We start from the raw sequence: 18,217 nt of genomic DNA on the forward strand, positions 1-18,217 counted from the left end.
CATCATGTCCTTTCCTGACCATAATATAAAAAGTGAATATCGATCCCTGATTGATAATGTTGTTCAGGATTTTTATCTTCCTATCCTTGGCGATGCAATCTGCTATAAGAGAGCTGTGGGGTTCTTTTCTTCTTCCGCACTGGCAGAAATTTCAAAGGGTATTTGCAAAATGGCTAGTCACGGCGGAAAAATCGAAATCGTAGCATCTCCATATCTTTCGGAAGAAGATATGAAAGCCATACAGCAGGGCTATCAGAACAGGGAAACTTATATCAAGGAAGCGATTTTAAGACAAATTCGTGAGGAAGATGTATCAGACGACTATTATACATTAGAACGACTGAATCTTCTTACGAAGCTGATAGAAGATGATATTCTTGATATAAAAATTGCCTATACCGAAAAAAATGGCGGTATTGGAATGTACCATGAAAAGATGGGTCTTATGGAAGATTCATCCGGAAATACGATAGCGTTCTCTGGCTCAATGAATGAATCCGCAACCGCCATGGAAGTAAACTATGAAACAATTGATGTCTTTTGCGGTTGGAAAAGTGATTATGAACGAGATCAGGTTGCACTAAAGAAGAAGGCTTTTGATTCTATTTGGAACGATAAGGAGTGCGGAATAAAGGTCATTGCTGCCCCGGAAATAACGCAAGCACTGATAAAGAAGTTTCAAAGACAGGCTCCTGTGAGCTTCCGGTTGGATGAAGAACAGTTCAAAAAAGATAAGAAGTCTGCCACAAGAGTTGCCACTGAAAATCCGATTGGCGCACGGATGCCCGAAGAAATACAGTTGAGAGACTATCAGCAAGCTGCCGTTGCTGCATGGGCTGGCTCAAATTATCGTGGAATATTCTCTATGTGTACGGGTGCTGGCAAAACAATCAGCGGTCTGGCAGCTGTCGCAAAGTTATCGCAAGATTTGAACGATTGCCTTGCAACAATTATCGTCTGCCCATACCAGCACCTTGTAGAACAATGGGTCGAAGATATTGTCAAATTCAATATTAAGCCTATCATAGGGTATAGTTCATCCTCTCAAAAAGATTGGAAAAAGAGACTCGAAAAGGCCATTCGAGATCAGCGCATGATACCAAAGAAAAGTTTTTTCTGTCTTGTTTGTACCAATGCAACATTCTCTAGTGCTTTTGTGCAAGAACAGATAGATAAAATCAAAGCTCCAATACTCCTAATGGTTGACGAAGCACATAATTTTGGCGCACAGAGAATCCGAAAGCTCCTTGATGATCGCTTTACATATCGATTGGCTCTGTCCGCAACGATGGATCGCCATCGAGATGAAGAAGGCACGGCAGCTTTGTATAACTTTTTTGGAAAAAAGTGCATTGATTATACGCTGGAACAAGCTATTAGAGATGGGAAGCTGACTCCGTACAAATATTATCCCGTAGTCGTATATCTTTCTGATGACGAGTTGGAAAAATATTCGGAGATTTCTTCGGAAATGGCAAAGCACATCATTCAAGGTCGAAGCGGCAATGCCAAATTAGATTCTTATGGTGAGATGCTGGCAATCAAGCGGTCACGAGTAGTTGCGGGAGCAATCGCAAAGATTTCAGAATTGCGAAAACAGATAGAGCCATATAAAAATCAAAATAACATTTTGGTTTACTGTGGTGCGACCAATATACTTGATGAAAAATCTGACGATTCGGATGTTGATAGTGGAGACATCAAACAAATTGATGCCGTTACTCATATGCTCGGTAATGAATTGGGAATGCGAGTGGCTCGCTTTACGTCACGCGAAAGCATAGAGGAACGAACTACTATCAAGGAAAAATTTCAGGATGATGGCAAACTTCAGGCAATTGTTGCGATAAAGTGTCTGGACGAGGGTGTTAATATTCCCGGAATCAAAACGGCATTTATCCTCGCTAGCACAACGAATCCGAAAGAGTATATCCAACGCAGAGGTCGTGTTTTAAGAAAAGCTCCGGGAAAAAGTTATGCGGAAATCTATGATTTTGTGACGCTTCCAAGACCATTGGATGAAGTACCGGGGTTAACGATTGAACAAGCAAATCGGGATGTTTCGCTTGTGAAGAATGAATGCGCAAGAATGCAGGAATTTGCAGCGCAGGCGCTGAACGGAATGGATGCCCAGACATTGATCTGGGACATTCAGGAAGTCTACCATATTGAAACCATCGAAGATGTTGGGGTTGAAGCTGAGTTTGCAAAAGAAATAAAGTCTAGTGACTGAGTTTAGTATCCATAAAGGAGGATTAACAATGGCGGATTCTAACCAAGTTGATGAAAAAGTTGTTCGTAGGCTGATGAACAAAATCATTATTCAGGAAAATCGGAACAACAAATCGAGGGCAAAATCGGACTCGCAGATGGTTACGGAAATCAAAAAGATGATTGAGGAGGAAGTAAAATGCTTATCGAATCAATAAAGCTGCAAAATTTTCGGCAATTTCAGAACGAGTTTATCTCTTTCGCAGATGGCTCTGATGGAAAGAACGTGACCATTATCCTTGGCGAAAACGGCAGCGGAAAAACGACTTTTGCGCAGGCTTTCTTTTGGTGTATGTACGGTGAGACTTCTTTCTTGGACAAAAAATTGCTCAATACAAAAGTAGCAAGCAAGATGATTCCGGGAGCAAAAGAGACTGTGCGAGTGGAACTCTGCCTCAAGCATGGAGTGCTCGATTATGTTTTGACAAGAGAACAGGTCTATGTGAGAGACTACACTAAGATCACACCTCAAAATTCAGTTTTTGCCGTTGCGACAAAGCAGCCAGATGGAACACTTTCCTATGAAAAAAAGACTGCTTGTGAGGATGCGGTAAAGAATATTCTTCCCAAAGAACTGTCACGCTATTTCTTCTTTGATGGCGAACGCATCGAGAAGATGAGCAAAGACATTGCCGGCAACAAGAAAAGCGACGATTTTGCTCAGGCGGTCAACGGTTTGCTCGGCTTGAACGGAATGCTCTCTGCAATCAATCATTTCAGAGGCTCCTCTGGTGTTATTGGCAGCTTTGACAAAGCCTATGACAGAAACAGTGATTCCAAGATTGCACAATATTCGGAAACGATTGTGCGCTGTCAGGACAGAATTGATGAGATCACAGAGGCGCTTGAACTAGCACGGGAACAACAAGAACAAGCTAGCAAGCGTCTTGTTGAGAAAGCTCAAGAAATCAAGAAATATGATGATGGAAAGAAACTGCAAAAAGAAAGAGAAGAACTTGAGAGAAGCATCGAGACAGCTAAAAAGCATCGTGCGCAGACCTGTCGGGAAATGTTTCAGGCGTTTAATGCAGGAGCAAGTTCATTCTTTTCTAAAAGCCTGATTTACCGTGCCATGCAGGTGCTGAAAGACGAAACCATTCCGAATGCAGATATTCCGTATATGCATGTCAAGACAATCGAATATCTTCTCCGCCAGAAAAAATGTATTTGTGGAACCCATTTGGATGAAGGCACAGTTCCTTATGAGAATGTCAAGGCTCTGATGGATTACCTACCCCCTCAATCAATTAGCACAACGGTTTCTCAATTCAAAAAGGATGCAAAAAGCAGGATTTCTGCGCTTAATAGAACAAATATTCCTGATGCAATTTCGGCATCCTATACTTTTATCAGTGACGATGATGACACAATCACCGATAAGGAAGATGAACTCCGCCGACTGGAAAGTAAGATGGCATCTAGCGATGACATAACAGCAGCCGTCAGAAAATTGGAAATGGAAATCCAGCAGTGCAAGAAATCCATTTCTATGCAGACTAGTACAATTGCAGACCTTACTTCGGAGCGGGATGACAAAATCAGTACGCGCGACAGCGCTGAAAAGGATCGGCGCGAACTCAGTCTAAAGGATGACAAGAACCGTTTGATTGAAGTTTGTCGCCTTTACGCAGGTGAAATTTTCAATCAGCTTACTAGTACATATCAGGCAAGCGAAAAAGAAGTGCGCGATAAACTTCAGGCTACGATCAATAGTATTTTCAACGACATTTATGATGGTGGGTTGGAGCTTTCCATTGATGAAAAGTATCACATTACAGTGACGGTCACTGGCTTTGGCGATGATAATGTGGAAACGTCTACCGCACAGAGCATTTCGGTTATTTTTGCGTTCATTGCAGGTATCATCAAAATGGCTCGTGAAAACAAGAATGCAAGCTCTGAGAACCTGCGGATGCTTGAATCTGAGCCGTATCCTTTGGTAATGGATGCACCTTTGTCCGCATTTGACAAGAAGCGTATTGAGGCTGTATGTAAAGCATTGCCTGATGTTGCTGAGCAAGTTATCATCTTTATAAAGGATACGGATGGTGATTTGGCAGAGAAATACATGAGTGACAAAATCGGTAGCCGACATCATTTTGAAAAGATCGATGAGTTTGAAACGCATCTTGTATAAAGGGGGCAAGTACGATGTTTGACAAGCAATATAGATTCAAAGGCTCCCATGCGGTTCGCGTTACAAAGCTAACGAGTATATTTGAATCCATTAAGGGCATTCCGACCAAAGTATTCGAGCGCAATGTTGATGTCCTGTGTAATGCTCCGTTGATTGGATTTTTGTATAATCGTACAGCGGAGCTTGATAACACAAAGAACCCGACAACGGGTGAAGTAGACACTACGAATATCATGGGTGATCGTGTGATCTACTCCTCTGAAGAAATGCTTTTCAACTTCAGGCTGATTATGCTTTTGGATAGTGTGTATGAGCCTGATGCTCAGAAACGACTTGATAAAGCATTCCGCAAACACGAACCAGCGGATGAAGAACACTATGATAGTTATGTGCGTGGTGGCGTAGATGTTCTCTACGAAAAGCTCGTGGATGGAGCCACCTCTACAGATGATTTTGTCAACCGTCTCTCTGATTTCATCACTGAATTCGATGAGCGATTCAATGCGGATATTTCGGATGAAGCCCTGGCAAAATGCTTCATCCCGTCAGAAAATAATAACTAACACGGTGGACAAGCCTGTGCTCATATCGGGCACAGGCTTTTTTGTATATGAATAAGACTTGCAAAGAAATCCAAAATGAACTAATTCATTCGGAAACTAAAATAAGTCAAAGCGACTTTCTGAAAATTTGCGAAAAGCATAACCTATCTCTAATTGAAGTAGATGAGCTTTCTAAAAGTATTTCTGATTTGCAGTTGTTTCTCAACGATAATACGGAATCTGCCGATGAAGATGAGCTTATCAAAGCATTGAAAGGCTGCAATCTTCCGTATATTGATAATCGTCCTAAAAATGGTGTGCTGTGGGTTATAGGTGGAATTGAAATCAAGGATATTATTGAGCAGCTTAGTGAAACAGGGTATGTGTTTCACTTTAAGGAATGCGGAGGAAAAGCAACAAAGAAACGTGCGGGCTGGTGGACGAAATAAAATATCAGATTGAAAGGATGTTTGGATGAGTGAACAGTGTTTGGCATTAGTCGATTCCGTAAAATTGGCTAATAAAAAAATATCAATGGACGATCTCTTGGATTTGTGCGATGAATACGACTTGTCTCCTAATGAAGTCGATTGGGTGACAAATTCTCTGTCTGCCTATCTGTCAGATTTTGATGAAAATTCATTTGAAGATGTATCCGATGATGATTCATTAGATGACCGCATTGACCTGACAGATATTTCATCCGTTAAGATTCTTGACATTGACAGCGGAATAACCGAACTTCCAGAACATTTTTTTGAAAATGACAGCGACTTAGTCGAAATTCGTATTCCAGACAAGATCAAATCCATTGGAGAATTTTGTTTTTCAAAATGCCAAAATCTTGAAACAGTTGTTATTCCAAAATCGGTATGCTCTATTCAAGACGGAGCATTCACAATGTGTCCGAAGCTGAAAAGAATGGTGTTTTTAGGAAATCTGCCAGAAAGCCTTCCTGCTAGCCCTACTGTTCTGGTGGTTTATGGAAATAGTAAAAAGTCTAGTTACATCTCCCTTCCCAATAATGCCCTTGTCATCCTTATAAATGAAGAAATCAAAAAGTGGGCACATGAGTTTGATAATTTTTCTGTGGTAAGAGGATTTGCATATGCGACTTATAGCAGTGCGGCTTTTTCCGATAAAGTGATTCAAGGCAACAGAGAGTATATTGCAAAACATCACGAAGAATTATTCTACTATTCTATTGTGCGAAATGATAGAATCATCCTGCGCTATTTAATTGATAATAATCAGCTTCCAGAAAAAATAAGGTCTTGCACATTGGACAGATTATTATATGATGACTATCGAAAAGAAATCGAAGAAAAGGTACAAATCGTTTCTAATTATATGGAACTTCACCCGTCAGATGTTGAATCCGACTGGGGTTACAAAATCGACCCAAAAAGGAACACTATCCTGTTGCAGTTTAGAGGACATTCTATTGACTGCGTGGAGGTTCCATCTGCAATAAAGGATTGTCCGGTGACAAGAATTGGTGCAAATACTTTTTCTCCAATAAATCCCAGTCGTGGTGTTATTCCAGAAGAAGTCACTATGCGACGCGAAATACGGAAAATCGTATTACCAACATCAATTAAGAAAATTGATGAAAACGCATTTTCCGACTGTAAGTATGTAACAATTTATATTCCGCATACAGTTGAAAGCATTCATCCCAATGCGTTTGGCTCTAGAGTGACGATGAGCCGTATTCGATTGGTTGTCGAAAAGGGTTCCTGCGCCGAGCATTTTGCGGTAGATAATAAAGTATACTATTATTATGATTATCCAGAATACGATCAGTCTGTGAATTTTATTATTTATAGAGCCTTAGAAAAGAAAAGAAGAAAAAAGAAAACTAGCGATGATGATAACGGCCCTTTTCAGAATGGGCTGGATGTCATCATCACCAAAGAAGATAGTACGCCGTTCTCAAAGTCAGCCCTTCAGGTAAGTGCTGAAGGATACGGAGTGATTGGCAGCGTTGGACTTCCCCAAACCATAAATCAGTTACCGGCTAGACTACTGGGAGAAAAATTCTTTTGTGTGGATGCAGATTATCTTAGTGGAATTATCGACGATAAGATGAATGCAAAAATCCTTGAAGCTTATCCTGAATATGCCGTATGTACTCTCCTGAAAAAATAACAATGGTGGAGATCACAAGATGGAAAATAAGACAAAATACCGAATTGTTTATCTGTACCAGCTTCTTGTCGAAAACTCAGATGAAAGTCATCCGCTTTCGACCATAGAGATTATCGACCGGCTAAAGACAAAATATGACATTGATGTAAATCGAAATACTTTAGGAAAAGATTTGGAAGTCATGAAGCAAGGCGGCCTCCCTATCGAAATCATACATTCAACGCAAAATAAATACTACTATGATGGTCAACTGTTCGACCTTGCTGAATTGAAAGTCCTGATTGATGCCGTTCTTTCATCTAAGTTTATTACAGAGAAGAAAAGTCAAGAACTGATAAAACGTCTGTTGGCCTTAACTAGCGAGCAGAATGCAGATCAACTTCGTAGACATATTGATGTTTCTGACCGTGTGAAATCCGAAAATGAAAAAGGCTATTATATCTTAGATGCTATCAATTCGGCTATCGACTCCAAAAAGAAAATATCGTTTCAATACATTGATTATGATGTCAACAAGCAGGTATTCCTAAAGCATGGCGGAAAAGCATACGTTGTAAGCCCCTATGAATTGATTTGGGATGGCGATTTTTACTATGTTGTCGGATATAATGATGCTCGCCAGAAAGTGCAGAATTTTAGGCTCGACCGGATTTTCAAGCGTCCCGAAATCCTTGCTGAGGCATCCACACCGATACCAATCAATTTTGATCTGAATCTGTATAGGAAGTCGATTTTTCAAATGTTCGGCGCAGATGACACGGCAGAGGTCGAACTTTTCTGTCACCAGATCGTTATGAAGGCTCTGATTGACGTTTTTGGGCAAGATATTAGTACATGGGCTGTTGATTCGGAACATTTCATTGCAAAAATTAAAGTTTGTGTGAGTCCTACATTTTTGAGGTGGGTTTTTGCATGGAACGGCTTGGTTAAAATTGTGTCCCCTGAAGAAGTGTGCAATCGTTACTGTAAGATGCTAGAGACAGCCATAAATATACAAAGAACAGAATAAATATGACTAAGACTCCACGCCCGCAGACCCATAAAGATCTGCAATAAATCTTGGATTGACCTTAACGAGACACCAGATGATGACTGAGCAAAAACAAAATAAGGTCATCAACAGCCAATGGTGTGGGAAACCCACATTGCCGGACGTACTGACTTACCTGTTGCTTTGCCTTATCAGCATCAGGCTTTAGGGCACGTAAAAGAGTATGCTTTTCCTTATATCTGGAGATGAATTCTCCTTCTGCATTTGCGGTGCAAAGCAACTCGGTATCCAGCGATACTAGAATCTTAATCAGTATATAGGAAAAGCCAACGACACCACGCAAACTAAGTCTAATCTCCTCGCCTAAGACGGGAGCTGGAAATTCTGGAACTTCCGATACATCTAATGCCTCAGGTGTTGCAAAAGGTGAATATTCGGCATAGGCATTTGTCAATTTTGTGTCAGCTTTAGAACCATTGTGCATATAACAGTTTCGTGCTTCTTTGAACACTCTGTAGCAGTGCATCAATGCAACGATTTTGCTATAACATCTCTCCCTTTTCCCAAGGTAAGTGGAATGAAACGAGTTGGACAAAACAGTGGATGGATTTTTTTTCAAACGGTCAATCTCGTCTTTTACCTTTTTAGGAAATTGCAAATGCTTGATATTCATATCATGGAAATAATCCCGCTTTAGTTCTTCTAACCATTCTTCAAAAATCGGTATGGTGCTGTTTAATAATATCCATGCAAACTTTTCTTGTTGCTGTTCCCATGTGTGTTCTCCAAATGCACGCTTATAGTTTACCCCGTGGATACCACTGCCTAAGCTGAATTTTGCGGCTAGTTCGGCTTCTGTAATAGTAGGATACTCTTTTCTTACACCATTGACCAGACAGCGCAGATTCCATAATCCAACTGCGGTTGGCCATACAGTATCATAGGTTGCAGTGATATTACCTAATGCTTTTTTAGTAGCGGAGAAAAATACGTCGATCAATTCAATCACCTCTTTTATCGTAAAACAAGACCGGAAATTAGCGCAGTCAATACAGCATATCTGCGATATACAAACCAATGTTTCTTCTGTTGTATTAAAAGAACCGATTTGCTATAAAGCCGAATGGCATAAGTGGATTCTTATGTCATTGATAGAATGCCCACCAGCTTTCAAGCCGGTGGGCATTCTCTTACTTATACCGTATTATAGGCAGCTGCTTTACCTTGCTGCCGATCTTTTTGCGCTCAAGTGCAAAAATCATATCCGGGGTACGCTCAAAGAAACCAATATCACGTTTCCAGCTTGTCCCGCACTTGCAATGAAACAGCCCGATGAACTGCTGCTTCATCTTGCGCCCGCAGTTCGGGCAGATACGCTTGCTCGCGCCCATGTTACATCACTGGAGCTTTGCAAGGATTTCTTCAGCAGTCATGCCACTGGCCAACAGCTTCTTCAGCACATCCTCGGCTTCGCCTTTCTTGGCTTCCTCTGCTGCCTTTGCTTCAGCAGCAGCCTTCTTCGCTTCAGCCTTCGCCAGATCTTTAGTCGCAGCCTTTAGCTCAACCTTTTTGGTTTTCAGCTGCGCTTTCAGATCATCGATATTGGCAATCAGCGCAGCAACCTCAGATTCGATTTTTTCCTTTTCTGCGGCCTTTTCTGCAACGACTGCTGCATAATCAACGGCAGCTTTTACGGTACGGGTCTTGTTCTTGCTTCCCTTGGGTCTTGCCATGATAATGTCCTCCTATACGGTGGAATGATTTGGTACTTATAAGTATATTTCTATATAGTTAAAATTGCAATAGACAATTCGCACCGCCTAAGACATTGATGAAATATTGTCATATTTTCGTCAATATACGCAGGTGCGTACACGAAAAATTTCAATATCCGTTACTATCATGCAAAGGAGGCGCAGCATGATAGTAAAAGATGTTGTTGAGCTGTCTGTAAAGGACGCTGTGGCGATTCGTTTCAAAGAGATTTGTGACCAGCGGGGGATTCGTCCAAATGAACTTGCTGTCCGTTCCGGCGTTACGCCATCTACCGTTTACAGTATGCTCGATTCCTCCCGACATAGTGTTTCTATCGGGACAATCAAAAAACTCTGCGACGGCCTTAATATGTCTCTTGGAGAGTTTTTCTCCTGCCCTTTGTTTGATGACCTTGAGCAGGAAATTCAATAGGAGTACTTACACTCCCTTGATTCGATTTCGCCAACAACCTGACCGGATTTGAGGAAGCCTATGCCTACGATTAACCTGAAAGAGCATTATCCCACCACATACACTGAGGATTTTTTTGTTGAAGTTTCGGAGGAAATCCATCAGTTATTTATTGATTTTAAGCATCAAGAAGATGCTTTTCTACGGCAAGTAAGCCGATATCATGCATATCATTCACTGGATGATCCGAATTTTCCAGTAGAGCAATGTGTCCTTTTTCAGAAACCGGCTCTCGTGGATGCTGTCGAACAGCGGCATTCTGCTATGAGCATTTATGAAGCCATTCTGTCCCTCCCACCCAAACAGGCCAAACGGTGCTACGATCACTATTATCAGGGATTTAAGATATCGGATATTGCGCAAAAAGAGGGGGTAACAGCAGGAAGCATTTCGGAATGTATGAAATCCGCTTTATCTGCACTTCGAGAAAGATGCAACTTTTTCAACTTTTATGATTGAACCCTAACTTTTATCCGTTTTTTGTCCTATATAGTATAGGGATGTTTTTCTCTATCATGGAGAGCGCACCGTGCATTCTCCATGCTCCGCCCCATAACATTGCCATAATCGACAAAGGAAAGGACGAAGAAAGCAATGAAAAGAAGATTGATTGAGTACGAACCTAGCCCCGGCAGTCAAATGAACTGCTGGTGTCGAATGTCCGCCCGCGCTCTAACCCTGTGGTGTGGCCTGTGGCTGCACTCCTGCATGGTCGGAGGGCTGGCTTATGTACTTTAATCCTTACGCCGCTGGTTATAGAATCCAGAAATTACGCAAAGCACATGGACTAACACAAGAAGAAGCCGCAATCAAACTGAACATTAGTGATCGGCACATGAGAAGTCTGGAAAAAGGCACTTATGCACCGCTGGACTTGTTTGTTGAGATTGCAGTACATTTTGATGTCACTCTGGATTACCTCATTCTTGGGAAAGTTGAAACAAAAACTGAGCTGGCACTCAGTAAAAAAATCAATGACCAGAAGCAGGCTATGAAATCGTTGAGGGAACAGCTTCTGGCATTTGCAATGGAGATTGAGGTCGAATAACAAATCTACGGGAAGTCGGAGAGTGATCTCCGGCTTCTTTTTTGTTGTCAAAAAATTAAACGTGTCTATGTGAAACCGGAAGGAAAGCTTCCGGTTTTGCTGCTTTTTTCAGCTGAAAAAGCCCAAAAAGCGGAAGGAATGCATCCTAAAAAGGCAATCAGTTTTCAGGTACACTATGATCACAGCAAGGGCAACACCCCAGACGGGGAGAAACCCAAATCTGGAAACCGTACCTTGAAAATTGAATATCATTCCCTCGGACAAAATAATGAAACTTCCGTAACTCGCGGCCCGGTCATAAAGAAGACGGGGTGGCTGAAGAAGCCAATGTGGAGTGGGGTGCAAGTCCCCACTTACCGAGGTGTATTCCAAATCCAACGGGGGTCGAGGACAAATAGGTTGGAAAAACTTAAAGCAAAACTTCAAAGCCCACCACCGGGATTCTTCTGAACCACGGCAGTGGGCTTTTTCCATACCGAACACTCACCTATACGAAACGGAGGTAATGATTATGAGCCGTAATTTTACTCGCCAGCCCGATGAATCGACCCTGACCACCCTCTGCCCGCACTGCCTGAGTGCTTTCCGCAATGCGCGCGGCATCCGTGTCCGCCGTGCTGACCCCTACCAGCTCACCAAGGAACCCTGCACCTACTGCCAGACCCGTTTTGGCTACGACTACTACATCCAGCCCACCAGCCCGAAAGCCACCTATTTTAAGAAAGGCCGGTTCGATGATGAAATTGACTGCGCTTAAGATTGACCCTGAGTTTCAGGGCAAGATTCCGCCGCTGACATCTGAGGAGCTGGATCAGCTCGAAAAGAACATCGTCAGCGATGGCAAGGTTATCAACCCCATCATCGTGTGGAATGGACTGATTATTGACGGTCATAACCGTTACGCAATTCTTCAGAAGCATCCCGACATCCAGTATGCCGTCCACGAGAAAGAGTTTGCAGACCGTTATGAAGCAATCGTCTGGATTTGTAAAAATCAGCTAGGGCGACGTAACCTGACAATTGAGCAAAAGAAATATCTTGTCGGAAAGCAATATGAAGCAGAAAAAGCACTTGTTCCTAATGAAAAAGGAACGAATCGCTATACAGTTTTAGTTGGTGCTCAAAATGAGCACCAACTAAAACGTCAGAAAACTTGCGAGAAAATTGCTACAGAAATCGGTTCAACACCAATATTTGTTCGACGATCTGAAGAATTTGCAAAAGGAGTAGATGCTGCCGAGGAAGCAGTTCCCGGAACACGCAGGAAAGTCCTTTCCGGCGAGGTAAAACCGACCGCAGCCGAGATTGCATCCGTTGCTCGCGCACCGCCCGAAGATCGTCCGGCACTTGTCGAAAAAATCTGTACTCCCAAAGAAACAAAAAAGTCCAGCAGTAAATCAACATCCAAATCAAAGAAAGTTGAAAAGTCCACTACTTCTACCGCTCCATGTGAAGTCCAAGCAGAGCCGGCAGTCATTGAAGTCCCGCCTGAACCGATCATTCAGTCAAAGCAAAAACAGACTGCATTGCAAACGATTCGTACGCTATCTACAAAAATGGAATCAGTCGAACAGGTGGCTGATGCCGAAGGAATGCTCAGCGAAGTGGCATCGGCAGCGGACAGCATGATCTATCGGCTGGATGTCTGCTTTGAGCACTACCCGGAGTTCCTCAAAAATCCGAAAATCCGTCAGAAAGTCGTTGGACTTTTGCAGAAAGCAAAGGATTATATCGTAAAATTGGAAGGAGAATTTGCCTATGATTAAACTTGTTCATCACGAAATGGTCATCAACAGCAAGTTTCTGGAAGTTCCGCGCAGCTACTACCAGAGGAACCTCAACGCTAACCGTATCAAGCGAATCGCCGCCGAGTTTGACGAGCGCATCGCCAATGCTCCCAAGGTCAGCTACCGGGACGGTCACTACTATGTTTTCGATGGTCAGCACACCATCGCCGCCCGCAAGCTGCTGAATAACAACTGCGACTTAAACATCGTCTGTAAGGTTTATTCGGGATTGACGGAACAGCAGGAAGCCTTGCTGTTTGCACAGCAGACCGGTGTTTCTGCCCCGCTGACCGCAGGCGCAAAAATGCGCGCCAAGATTCGCGGCGGCGACCCGGAAGCCATTGCTTTCCTGAACGCCACCAACCGTGCAGGTTTTGGTCTGAGCTTTGCTCAGAGTCACGCAAAGTGGAAAATCGCCTGCATCGCTACGGCATTTGCCGAGTATCGGAAACACGGTGAGCGCATTTACACTGATGCGCTCCGTGTACTGGCAGAAGCATGGGAGGGCGATATCGATTCTATTCGTGCCGAAGTGTTGCAGGGCGTGACCCAGTTCGTTGCTCTGTACGACCATGAATACGACCCCATTCGCCTGATTCGGCAGCTCCAGCGCACCAGCCCGGTGGCGATTTATCGCAGCGGTCAGGCAATGACCGGGCCGAACTATCAGAAGTATATGCTTCAGATTCTGAAAGCCTACAACGGCTCCAGTCGCACGAAAAGCCTTCCCATCAAGCAGTAAGTTATTTCCCTGCTTATGGCAGATTTCCTTTCTCACTGCAAAAGCCGTCCTGCTGGGCGGCTTTTGTTACATATTACAAAGGGGGCTTGGTCATTATCGTTTATGTGACAAGAAATTTCGGATTCCGCCGTGGAGAAATCTACTTTGCCGATTTAGACCCACACTATGGTTCAGAGCAGGGCGGCAAACGTCCTGTTATTGTTATTCAAAATAATACAGGAAACAAATTTTCGCCGACTGTCATTGTAGCCGCAGTGACCTCTAAGATTTCCAAAAAGCCCAATCAGCCGACCCATGTTCTTATTGATAAGAATCCGGCGTTCAATCGTCCGTCTGTTGTCCTGTTGGAGCAACTTTTCACCATCGATAAAGAGCGCATCAACAATTTCATGGGTCTGACGAGCGACTGGGAAATGACACAAATTGAGAAAGCTCTGAAATGCAGTCTGGCACTGGATCAGGAGAATCCGGTCAAAAACGATTCCAAAACAGCATAACAGATGCAAAAATCACAAATAGTAAATTCGCAATTTTGGCATCCTTGCAATCATGGAACAATCTGGATATCCTTGGAGCAGGATGGCATTCAATGGCATCTGGAAAGCAATCACTCATAATAGAAAAGAGGTACAATATGGCATTTGCAAGAACTGAAATCAAGGAACTGGAACCCATGGTCAAGTCGGGCAAGAAGCGTTTTGTCCGCTATCAGGAGGGTGCAGAACTCTACTCGATGGGTCTGCATACATTTGAACAGCTCGCAAAGGAAGCAGGAGCAATTTACAAGATTCGCCGTGTGGTGCTGGTGAATCTGGACATCTTTGATGAATATCTTGACACCTTCCGTATGTGAGAGTTTTGCACCTCCGGCGCACTGCCGGAGGTCTTCCATAAAACCCTGTTACCCGTTCTTGTGATTCTAGGCAGATTAGAGTATAATGAACATAATAATATTCGCACGATGGGAGGTTCCTGCATGGGCAGTTATCTGAATCCGGGCAGCAAGGGCTTTCAGGAAAGCCTGAACTCTGAGATCTATGTGGACAAGTCCGGGCTGATCGAAAAGACGAACGCTGTCATCAACACCCGGCAGAAGTTCATCTGCGTTAGCCGCCCCAGACGCTTCGGTAAGTCGATGGCTGCGGATATGCTGACAGCTTACTACGACCGTGGTGAAGATACCGCATCCCTGTTCGATTCTCTGAAAATCAGCAAGACAGGTTCTTATCAGCAGCATCGGAACCAGTACGATGTCCTCAAGGTCAATATGCAGGAATTTTTGAGCATGACGCACAGCATGGATGAAATGCTGACCATGCTGCAAAAATATCTGGTCTTTGACCTGACCGACCATTTTCAGGAGGTGCGTTTCCGGGATGAGAACAATCTCATTCAGGTGATGAAGGACATCTACGCAAAAACAAAACGGTCGTTTGTGATCCTGATCGATGAATGGGACTGCCTGTTCCGTGAATATCAGCAGGATCAGGATGCGCAGAAAAAGTACCTCGATTTCCTGCGGGCGTGGCTCAAGGATAAGGACTATGTTGCGCTGGCCTATATGACGGGCATTCTTCCTATTAAAAAGTATGGCTCCCATTCTGCGCTGAATATGTTCACGGAGTATTCCATGACCGACCCCGGTGATCTGGCAGGATACTTTGGTTTCACCGAACAAGAAGTGGCTGCTCTCTGTGACAAGTATCAGATGAACTTTGAGGAAGCCAGAGCATGGTACGATGGCTATGACCTGATTGCCCACCGGCAGTCCGGCGATGTGCATTATTCTATGTACAGCCCGAAATCGGTTGTGGAAGCCATGCTGCGGCACAAGTTCGGCACCTACTGGAACCAGACCGAAACCTACGAAGCCCTAAAAATTTACATCCAGATGGATATGGATGGTTTGCAGGATTCCGTAGTCAGAATGCTGGCTGGTGAGCGTGTGAAGGTCAACACCGGCACGTTTAGCAATGATATGACCACTTTCTCCTGCAAAGACGATGTGCTGACGCTGCTGGTGCATCTGGGTTATCTGACCTACGATAGTTCCAGCGAAACCGTGACGATTCCCAACAAGGAAGTTTCGCAGGAGTACGTCAATGCCATCAGCACGATGAACTGGAAAGGTGTTATGGATTCCGTTGACGCATCCCGCAAGCTGCTCGAAGCATTGTGGGCAATGGATGCGGATGCCGTGGCCGCCGGCATCGACAAAGCACACGAAGAAGTTTCCATTCTGCAATACAACGACGAAAACTCCCTGAGCTGCACCATCAATCTGGCGTTCTATTTTGCGCGGGAGTATTACACACTGGTTCGTGAACTGCCCGCAGGCAAAGGTTTTGCGGATGTGTGCTTTATTCCCCGCAGGCTGCATCAGGATAAGCCCGCTGTTGTGATCGAACTGAAATGGGACAAGAGTGCATCCGGTGCATTGGCTCAAATCAAGAACAAGAACTATGGGGATGCCTTGAAGGACTATCGGGGAAACCTGCTGCTGGTAGGCATCAACTACGACAAAACCACGAAGAAGCATGAGTGCCTGATTGAAAAGATTCAAAAGTAAATATTCCATACCGGGTCGCCGTTTCATTTGAAACGGCGATTTTTTTGTTTCCCAGAATCCGACATCCTTGCAATGATGGAGAACATAGAGTATCCTTGGAGCAGGACAGCAAAAAGTGATTGCAAAATCTCTGATGCAGTCCATCAGGATATGGCTGTTTTCCTCTAATCTGAAAATGAGGTGAGAAGAATGGCAACAAAAGCAAGAAAAGATTCCCGTGGATACGCTTTGAAAAAAGGCGAATTCCAGCGTAAAGATGGTCGCTATGTGTTCCGCTATACTACGATTCGCGGTGAGCAAAAAGCGGTCTATGCAAAGGAGTTGAGCGAACTAAGAAAAAAAGAGGTCAAAATTCGCAGAGCAATCGAGGATGGTCTTGACCCCGACCGTGCAGAGCGCATTACGTTGAACGAACTGTTTGACGAGTACATTTCCCAGAAGTACGACCTGAAGCAATCCACCCTGACCAACTACAAATATATATACAACCACTATGTCCGTGTCGATTTCGGGAAACGGCGCATCAGCAAGATCAAATATACGGATGTGAAGAAGTTCTACTACTCCCTGATCATGGAAAAAGGCTTTAAGCCGAACAGCATGGAGATTGTGAATACTCTGCTGCATCCGACCTTTACAATGGCCGTCCGTGATGGACTGCTGCGTTTGAATCCTACGGAGGGCGTTATGACCGAAATCAAGAAAAGCCATAGCTGGGAAAAGAAAAAGCGTCATGCGCTTACCATTCCCGAACAGAAAGCATTCACCAATTACATCGCCAACAGCGAAGAGTATCGCGGATGGTATCCACTGTTTACGGTAATGCTCGGTACTGGCTGTCGCATTGGCGAAGTGTTGGGTCTGCGGTGGCAGGACATCGACTTCAAGAATCGAACGATCAGCATCAATCACAATCTGGTCTATCGCGTTCAGGAAGATGGCTCCTGCACGAATCATGTCAACTCCCCTAAAACCAGCGCAGGCATCCGTATCATCCCGATGCTGGATGACGTGTTCAACGCATTTCTGGAAGAATATCAGTATCAAAAGGTGATTGGATTCTCCACGGATGAAATTGATGGTTATTCTGGATTTGTGTTCTGCACGGGGGAAGGCAAGGTCTATCTGCCGGGAATGATCAATCGCACGATTCATACAATCTGCGCAGACTATAATAAGGAAGAAGCAGCCAAGGCTGATGCAGAAGATCGTGACCCGATTCTCCTGCCCAACTTTAGCTGCCATCATCTCCGGCATACGTTCTGCACCCGCTTCTGCGAAAACGAAACCAACCTGAAAGTCATTCAGGAAATCATGGGTCATGCGGACATCACCACCACAATGGATGTGTACGCAGAAGCGACCCAAGAAAAGAAGAAAGCATCTATGACCGCATTGCAGAGTGCGCTGCTCGTGCGGTAAAATCGGATGCGATATAACCGAAATGTTCTCCTCTGCTGGGCAATGAAGCACGTCGCGGATATCTACGTCCGACCGCCTGCCCCGAAAGCCGTCCTTGTCACCGTCAGAACCCCTGAAAATGGGGTCTTGACCAGAACCGTGTACAACTTTCGTGGACAGTGTTGGAGCTTGTTGGATTGTTCCCACCGAAATCTCCCGATTTCGTGGATGCTGTTGGATTCTGTTGGACGAAAACAGAGCCGAATCTTGCCACATCCCCACGATGAAGCCGATTGAGCAGTAAAACGCAAAATTAAAACGCAGATACGATGAAATTTCGGACAAAATTCAA

At 44.0% G+C, this 18,217-nt stretch carries 21 protein-coding genes; 18 read left to right on the top strand and 3 right to left on the bottom strand.

Features of this window, described 5'->3' with window-relative positions:
* The first annotated feature begins 4 nt into the window (after positions 1-4).
* From C7J97_RS12270 to C7J97_RS12295, 7 genes are read left to right on the top strand one after another with little or no spacing between them, the layout of a single operon-like run.
* Entirely contained in the window at positions 5-2,233 is a 2,229-nt protein-coding gene (locus tag C7J97_RS12270) for a DEAD/DEAH box helicase family protein (RefSeq protein WP_113993129.1), read from the top strand.
* 28 nt (positions 2,234-2,261) lie between these two features.
* The gene (locus tag C7J97_RS15065; protein WP_170126673.1) at positions 2,262-2,429 is read left to right on the top strand and encodes a hypothetical protein; all 168 of its coding nucleotides are present in this window, start codon (positions 2,262-2,264) and stop codon (positions 2,427-2,429) included.
* Positions 2,411-4,408, top strand: a complete 1,998-nt coding sequence (locus C7J97_RS12275; RefSeq protein WP_113993130.1) for an AAA family ATPase — start codon at positions 2,411-2,413, stop codon at positions 4,406-4,408. The genes C7J97_RS15065 and C7J97_RS12275 overlap by 19 nt, the downstream gene beginning before the upstream one ends.
* A 14-nt stretch (positions 4,409-4,422) precedes the next feature.
* On the top strand, positions 4,423-4,971 hold the full coding sequence (locus C7J97_RS12280; protein WP_113993131.1) for a hypothetical protein: 549 nt from the start codon (positions 4,423-4,425) through the stop codon (positions 4,969-4,971).
* A gap of 47 nt (positions 4,972-5,018) precedes the next feature.
* A complete protein-coding gene (locus C7J97_RS12285; protein WP_113993132.1) occupies positions 5,019-5,399 on the top strand; it encodes a hypothetical protein in 381 nt (126 codons plus the stop codon).
* Positions 5,400-5,424: 25 nt separating this feature from the next.
* Complete coding sequence (locus C7J97_RS12290) at positions 5,425-7,101, top strand: leucine-rich repeat domain-containing protein (RefSeq protein WP_113993133.1); 1,677 nt, start codon at positions 5,425-5,427, stop codon at positions 7,099-7,101.
* Positions 7,102-7,120: 19 nt separating this feature from the next.
* Complete coding sequence (locus C7J97_RS12295; protein WP_113993134.1) at positions 7,121-8,110, top strand: helix-turn-helix transcriptional regulator; 990 nt, start codon at positions 7,121-7,123, stop codon at positions 8,108-8,110.
* Between the two features lie 61 nt (positions 8,111-8,171).
* Here C7J97_RS12295 and C7J97_RS12300 read toward each other — a convergent pair whose 3' ends face one another.
* The 3 genes from C7J97_RS12300 to C7J97_RS12310 form a co-directional block, all read right to left on the bottom strand.
* A complete protein-coding gene (locus C7J97_RS12300; protein WP_113993135.1) occupies positions 8,172-9,092 on the bottom strand; it encodes a hypothetical protein in 921 nt (306 codons plus the stop codon).
* 190 nt (positions 9,093-9,282) lie between these two features.
* Positions 9,283-9,483 (bottom strand): hypothetical protein, encoded by a 201-nt coding sequence (locus C7J97_RS12305; RefSeq protein WP_113993136.1) that lies wholly within the window; start codon positions 9,481-9,483, stop codon positions 9,283-9,285.
* 6 nt (positions 9,484-9,489) lie between these two features.
* Complete coding sequence (locus C7J97_RS12310; protein WP_113993137.1) at positions 9,490-9,825, bottom strand: hypothetical protein; 336 nt, start codon at positions 9,823-9,825, stop codon at positions 9,490-9,492.
* 187 nt (positions 9,826-10,012) lie between these two features.
* Here C7J97_RS12310 and C7J97_RS12315 point away from each other — a divergent pair, with 187 nt between their 5' ends.
* The 11 genes from C7J97_RS12315 (at position 10,013) to C7J97_RS12365 (ending at position 17,886) form a co-directional block, all read left to right on the top strand.
* Positions 10,013-10,279 carry a helix-turn-helix domain-containing protein gene (locus C7J97_RS12315; RefSeq protein ID WP_242983516.1) on the top strand — a complete coding sequence of 89 codons (267 nt, stop codon included), beginning with the start codon at positions 10,013-10,015 and terminating at the stop codon, positions 10,277-10,279.
* A gap of 60 nt (positions 10,280-10,339) precedes the next feature.
* Positions 10,340-10,777, top strand: a complete 438-nt coding sequence (locus tag C7J97_RS12320; RefSeq protein WP_113993138.1) for a sigma-70 RNA polymerase sigma factor region 4 domain-containing protein — start codon at positions 10,340-10,342, stop codon at positions 10,775-10,777.
* A gap of 268 nt (positions 10,778-11,045) precedes the next feature.
* Entirely contained in the window at positions 11,046-11,366 is a 321-nt protein-coding gene (locus tag C7J97_RS12325; RefSeq protein ID WP_113993139.1) for a helix-turn-helix domain-containing protein, read from the top strand.
* Positions 11,367-11,435: 69 nt separating this feature from the next.
* The gene (locus C7J97_RS12330) at positions 11,436-11,816 is read left to right on the top strand and encodes a hypothetical protein (RefSeq protein WP_207657573.1); all 381 of its coding nucleotides are present in this window, start codon (positions 11,436-11,438) and stop codon (positions 11,814-11,816) included.
* Positions 11,817-11,877: 61 nt separating this feature from the next.
* A complete protein-coding gene (locus tag C7J97_RS12335) occupies positions 11,878-12,123 on the top strand; it encodes a hypothetical protein (RefSeq protein ID WP_113993141.1) in 246 nt (81 codons plus the stop codon).
* Positions 12,101-13,132: a ParB N-terminal domain-containing protein gene (locus C7J97_RS12340; RefSeq protein ID WP_113993142.1), complete on the top strand. Its 1,032-nt coding sequence runs from the start codon at positions 12,101-12,103 to the stop codon at positions 13,130-13,132. The genes C7J97_RS12335 and C7J97_RS12340 overlap by 23 nt, the downstream gene beginning before the upstream one ends.
* Entirely contained in the window at positions 13,125-13,895 is a 771-nt protein-coding gene (locus C7J97_RS12345) for a DUF6551 family protein (RefSeq protein ID WP_113993143.1), read from the top strand. The genes C7J97_RS12340 and C7J97_RS12345 overlap by 8 nt, the downstream gene beginning before the upstream one ends.
* A 92-nt stretch (positions 13,896-13,987) precedes the next feature.
* Positions 13,988-14,392, top strand: coding sequence for a type II toxin-antitoxin system PemK/MazF family toxin (locus tag C7J97_RS12350; protein WP_394371856.1), 405 nt, complete (start codon positions 13,988-13,990; stop codon positions 14,390-14,392).
* 137 nt (positions 14,393-14,529) lie between these two features.
* Entirely contained in the window at positions 14,530-14,748 is a 219-nt protein-coding gene (locus C7J97_RS12355) for a DUF6462 family protein (RefSeq protein ID WP_113993144.1), read from the top strand.
* 123 nt (positions 14,749-14,871) lie between these two features.
* Complete coding sequence (locus tag C7J97_RS12360) at positions 14,872-16,464, top strand: AAA family ATPase (protein ID WP_113993145.1); 1,593 nt, start codon at positions 14,872-14,874, stop codon at positions 16,462-16,464.
* Positions 16,465-16,653: 189 nt separating this feature from the next.
* A complete protein-coding gene (locus C7J97_RS12365) occupies positions 16,654-17,886 on the top strand; it encodes a tyrosine-type recombinase/integrase (protein WP_113993146.1) in 1,233 nt (410 codons plus the stop codon).
* The last annotated feature ends 331 nt before the right edge of the window (positions 17,887-18,217 follow it).

This window comes from Faecalibacterium prausnitzii (assembly GCF_003324185.1).
In the GTDB taxonomy this organism is placed as follows: Bacteria; Bacillota; Clostridia; order Oscillospirales; family Ruminococcaceae; genus Faecalibacterium; species Faecalibacterium prausnitzii.

What these genes read in the sequence shown, in the direction of transcription:
- C7J97_RS12270 (WP_113993129.1), top strand. Translation starts at nt 5, where the DNA reads ATGTCCTTTCCTGACCATAATATAAAAAGTGAATATCGATCCCTGATT.
- C7J97_RS15065 (WP_170126673.1), top strand. Translation starts at nt 2,262, where the DNA reads ATGGCGGATTCTAACCAAGTTGATGAAAAAGTTGTTCGTAGGCTGATG.
- C7J97_RS12275 (WP_113993130.1), top strand. Translation starts at nt 2,411, where the DNA reads ATGCTTATCGAATCAATAAAGCTGCAAAATTTTCGGCAATTTCAGAAC.
- C7J97_RS12280 (WP_113993131.1), top strand. Translation starts at nt 4,423, where the DNA reads ATGTTTGACAAGCAATATAGATTCAAAGGCTCCCATGCGGTTCGCGTT.
- C7J97_RS12285 (WP_113993132.1), top strand. Translation starts at nt 5,019, where the DNA reads ATGAATAAGACTTGCAAAGAAATCCAAAATGAACTAATTCATTCGGAA.
- C7J97_RS12290 (WP_113993133.1), top strand. Translation starts at nt 5,425, where the DNA reads ATGAGTGAACAGTGTTTGGCATTAGTCGATTCCGTAAAATTGGCTAAT.
- C7J97_RS12295 (WP_113993134.1), top strand. Translation starts at nt 7,121, where the DNA reads ATGGAAAATAAGACAAAATACCGAATTGTTTATCTGTACCAGCTTCTT.
- C7J97_RS12305 (WP_113993136.1), bottom strand. Translation starts at nt 9,483, where the DNA reads ATGGGCGCGAGCAAGCGTATCTGCCCGAACTGCGGGCGCAAGATGAAG.
- C7J97_RS12310 (WP_113993137.1), bottom strand. Translation starts at nt 9,825, where the DNA reads ATGGCAAGACCCAAGGGAAGCAAGAACAAGACCCGTACCGTAAAAGCT.
- C7J97_RS12315 (WP_242983516.1), top strand. Translation starts at nt 10,013, where the DNA reads ATGATAGTAAAAGATGTTGTTGAGCTGTCTGTAAAGGACGCTGTGGCG.
- C7J97_RS12320 (WP_113993138.1), top strand. Translation starts at nt 10,340, where the DNA reads ATGCCTACGATTAACCTGAAAGAGCATTATCCCACCACATACACTGAG.
- C7J97_RS12325 (WP_113993139.1), top strand. Translation starts at nt 11,046, where the DNA reads ATGTACTTTAATCCTTACGCCGCTGGTTATAGAATCCAGAAATTACGC.
- C7J97_RS12335 (WP_113993141.1), top strand. Translation starts at nt 11,878, where the DNA reads ATGAGCCGTAATTTTACTCGCCAGCCCGATGAATCGACCCTGACCACC.
- C7J97_RS12340 (WP_113993142.1), top strand. Translation starts at nt 12,101, where the DNA reads ATGATGAAATTGACTGCGCTTAAGATTGACCCTGAGTTTCAGGGCAAG.
- C7J97_RS12345 (WP_113993143.1), top strand. Translation starts at nt 13,125, where the DNA reads ATGATTAAACTTGTTCATCACGAAATGGTCATCAACAGCAAGTTTCTG.
- C7J97_RS12355 (WP_113993144.1), top strand. Translation starts at nt 14,530, where the DNA reads ATGGCATTTGCAAGAACTGAAATCAAGGAACTGGAACCCATGGTCAAG.
- C7J97_RS12360 (WP_113993145.1), top strand. Translation starts at nt 14,872, where the DNA reads ATGGGCAGTTATCTGAATCCGGGCAGCAAGGGCTTTCAGGAAAGCCTG.
- C7J97_RS12365 (WP_113993146.1), top strand. Translation starts at nt 16,654, where the DNA reads ATGGCAACAAAAGCAAGAAAAGATTCCCGTGGATACGCTTTGAAAAAA.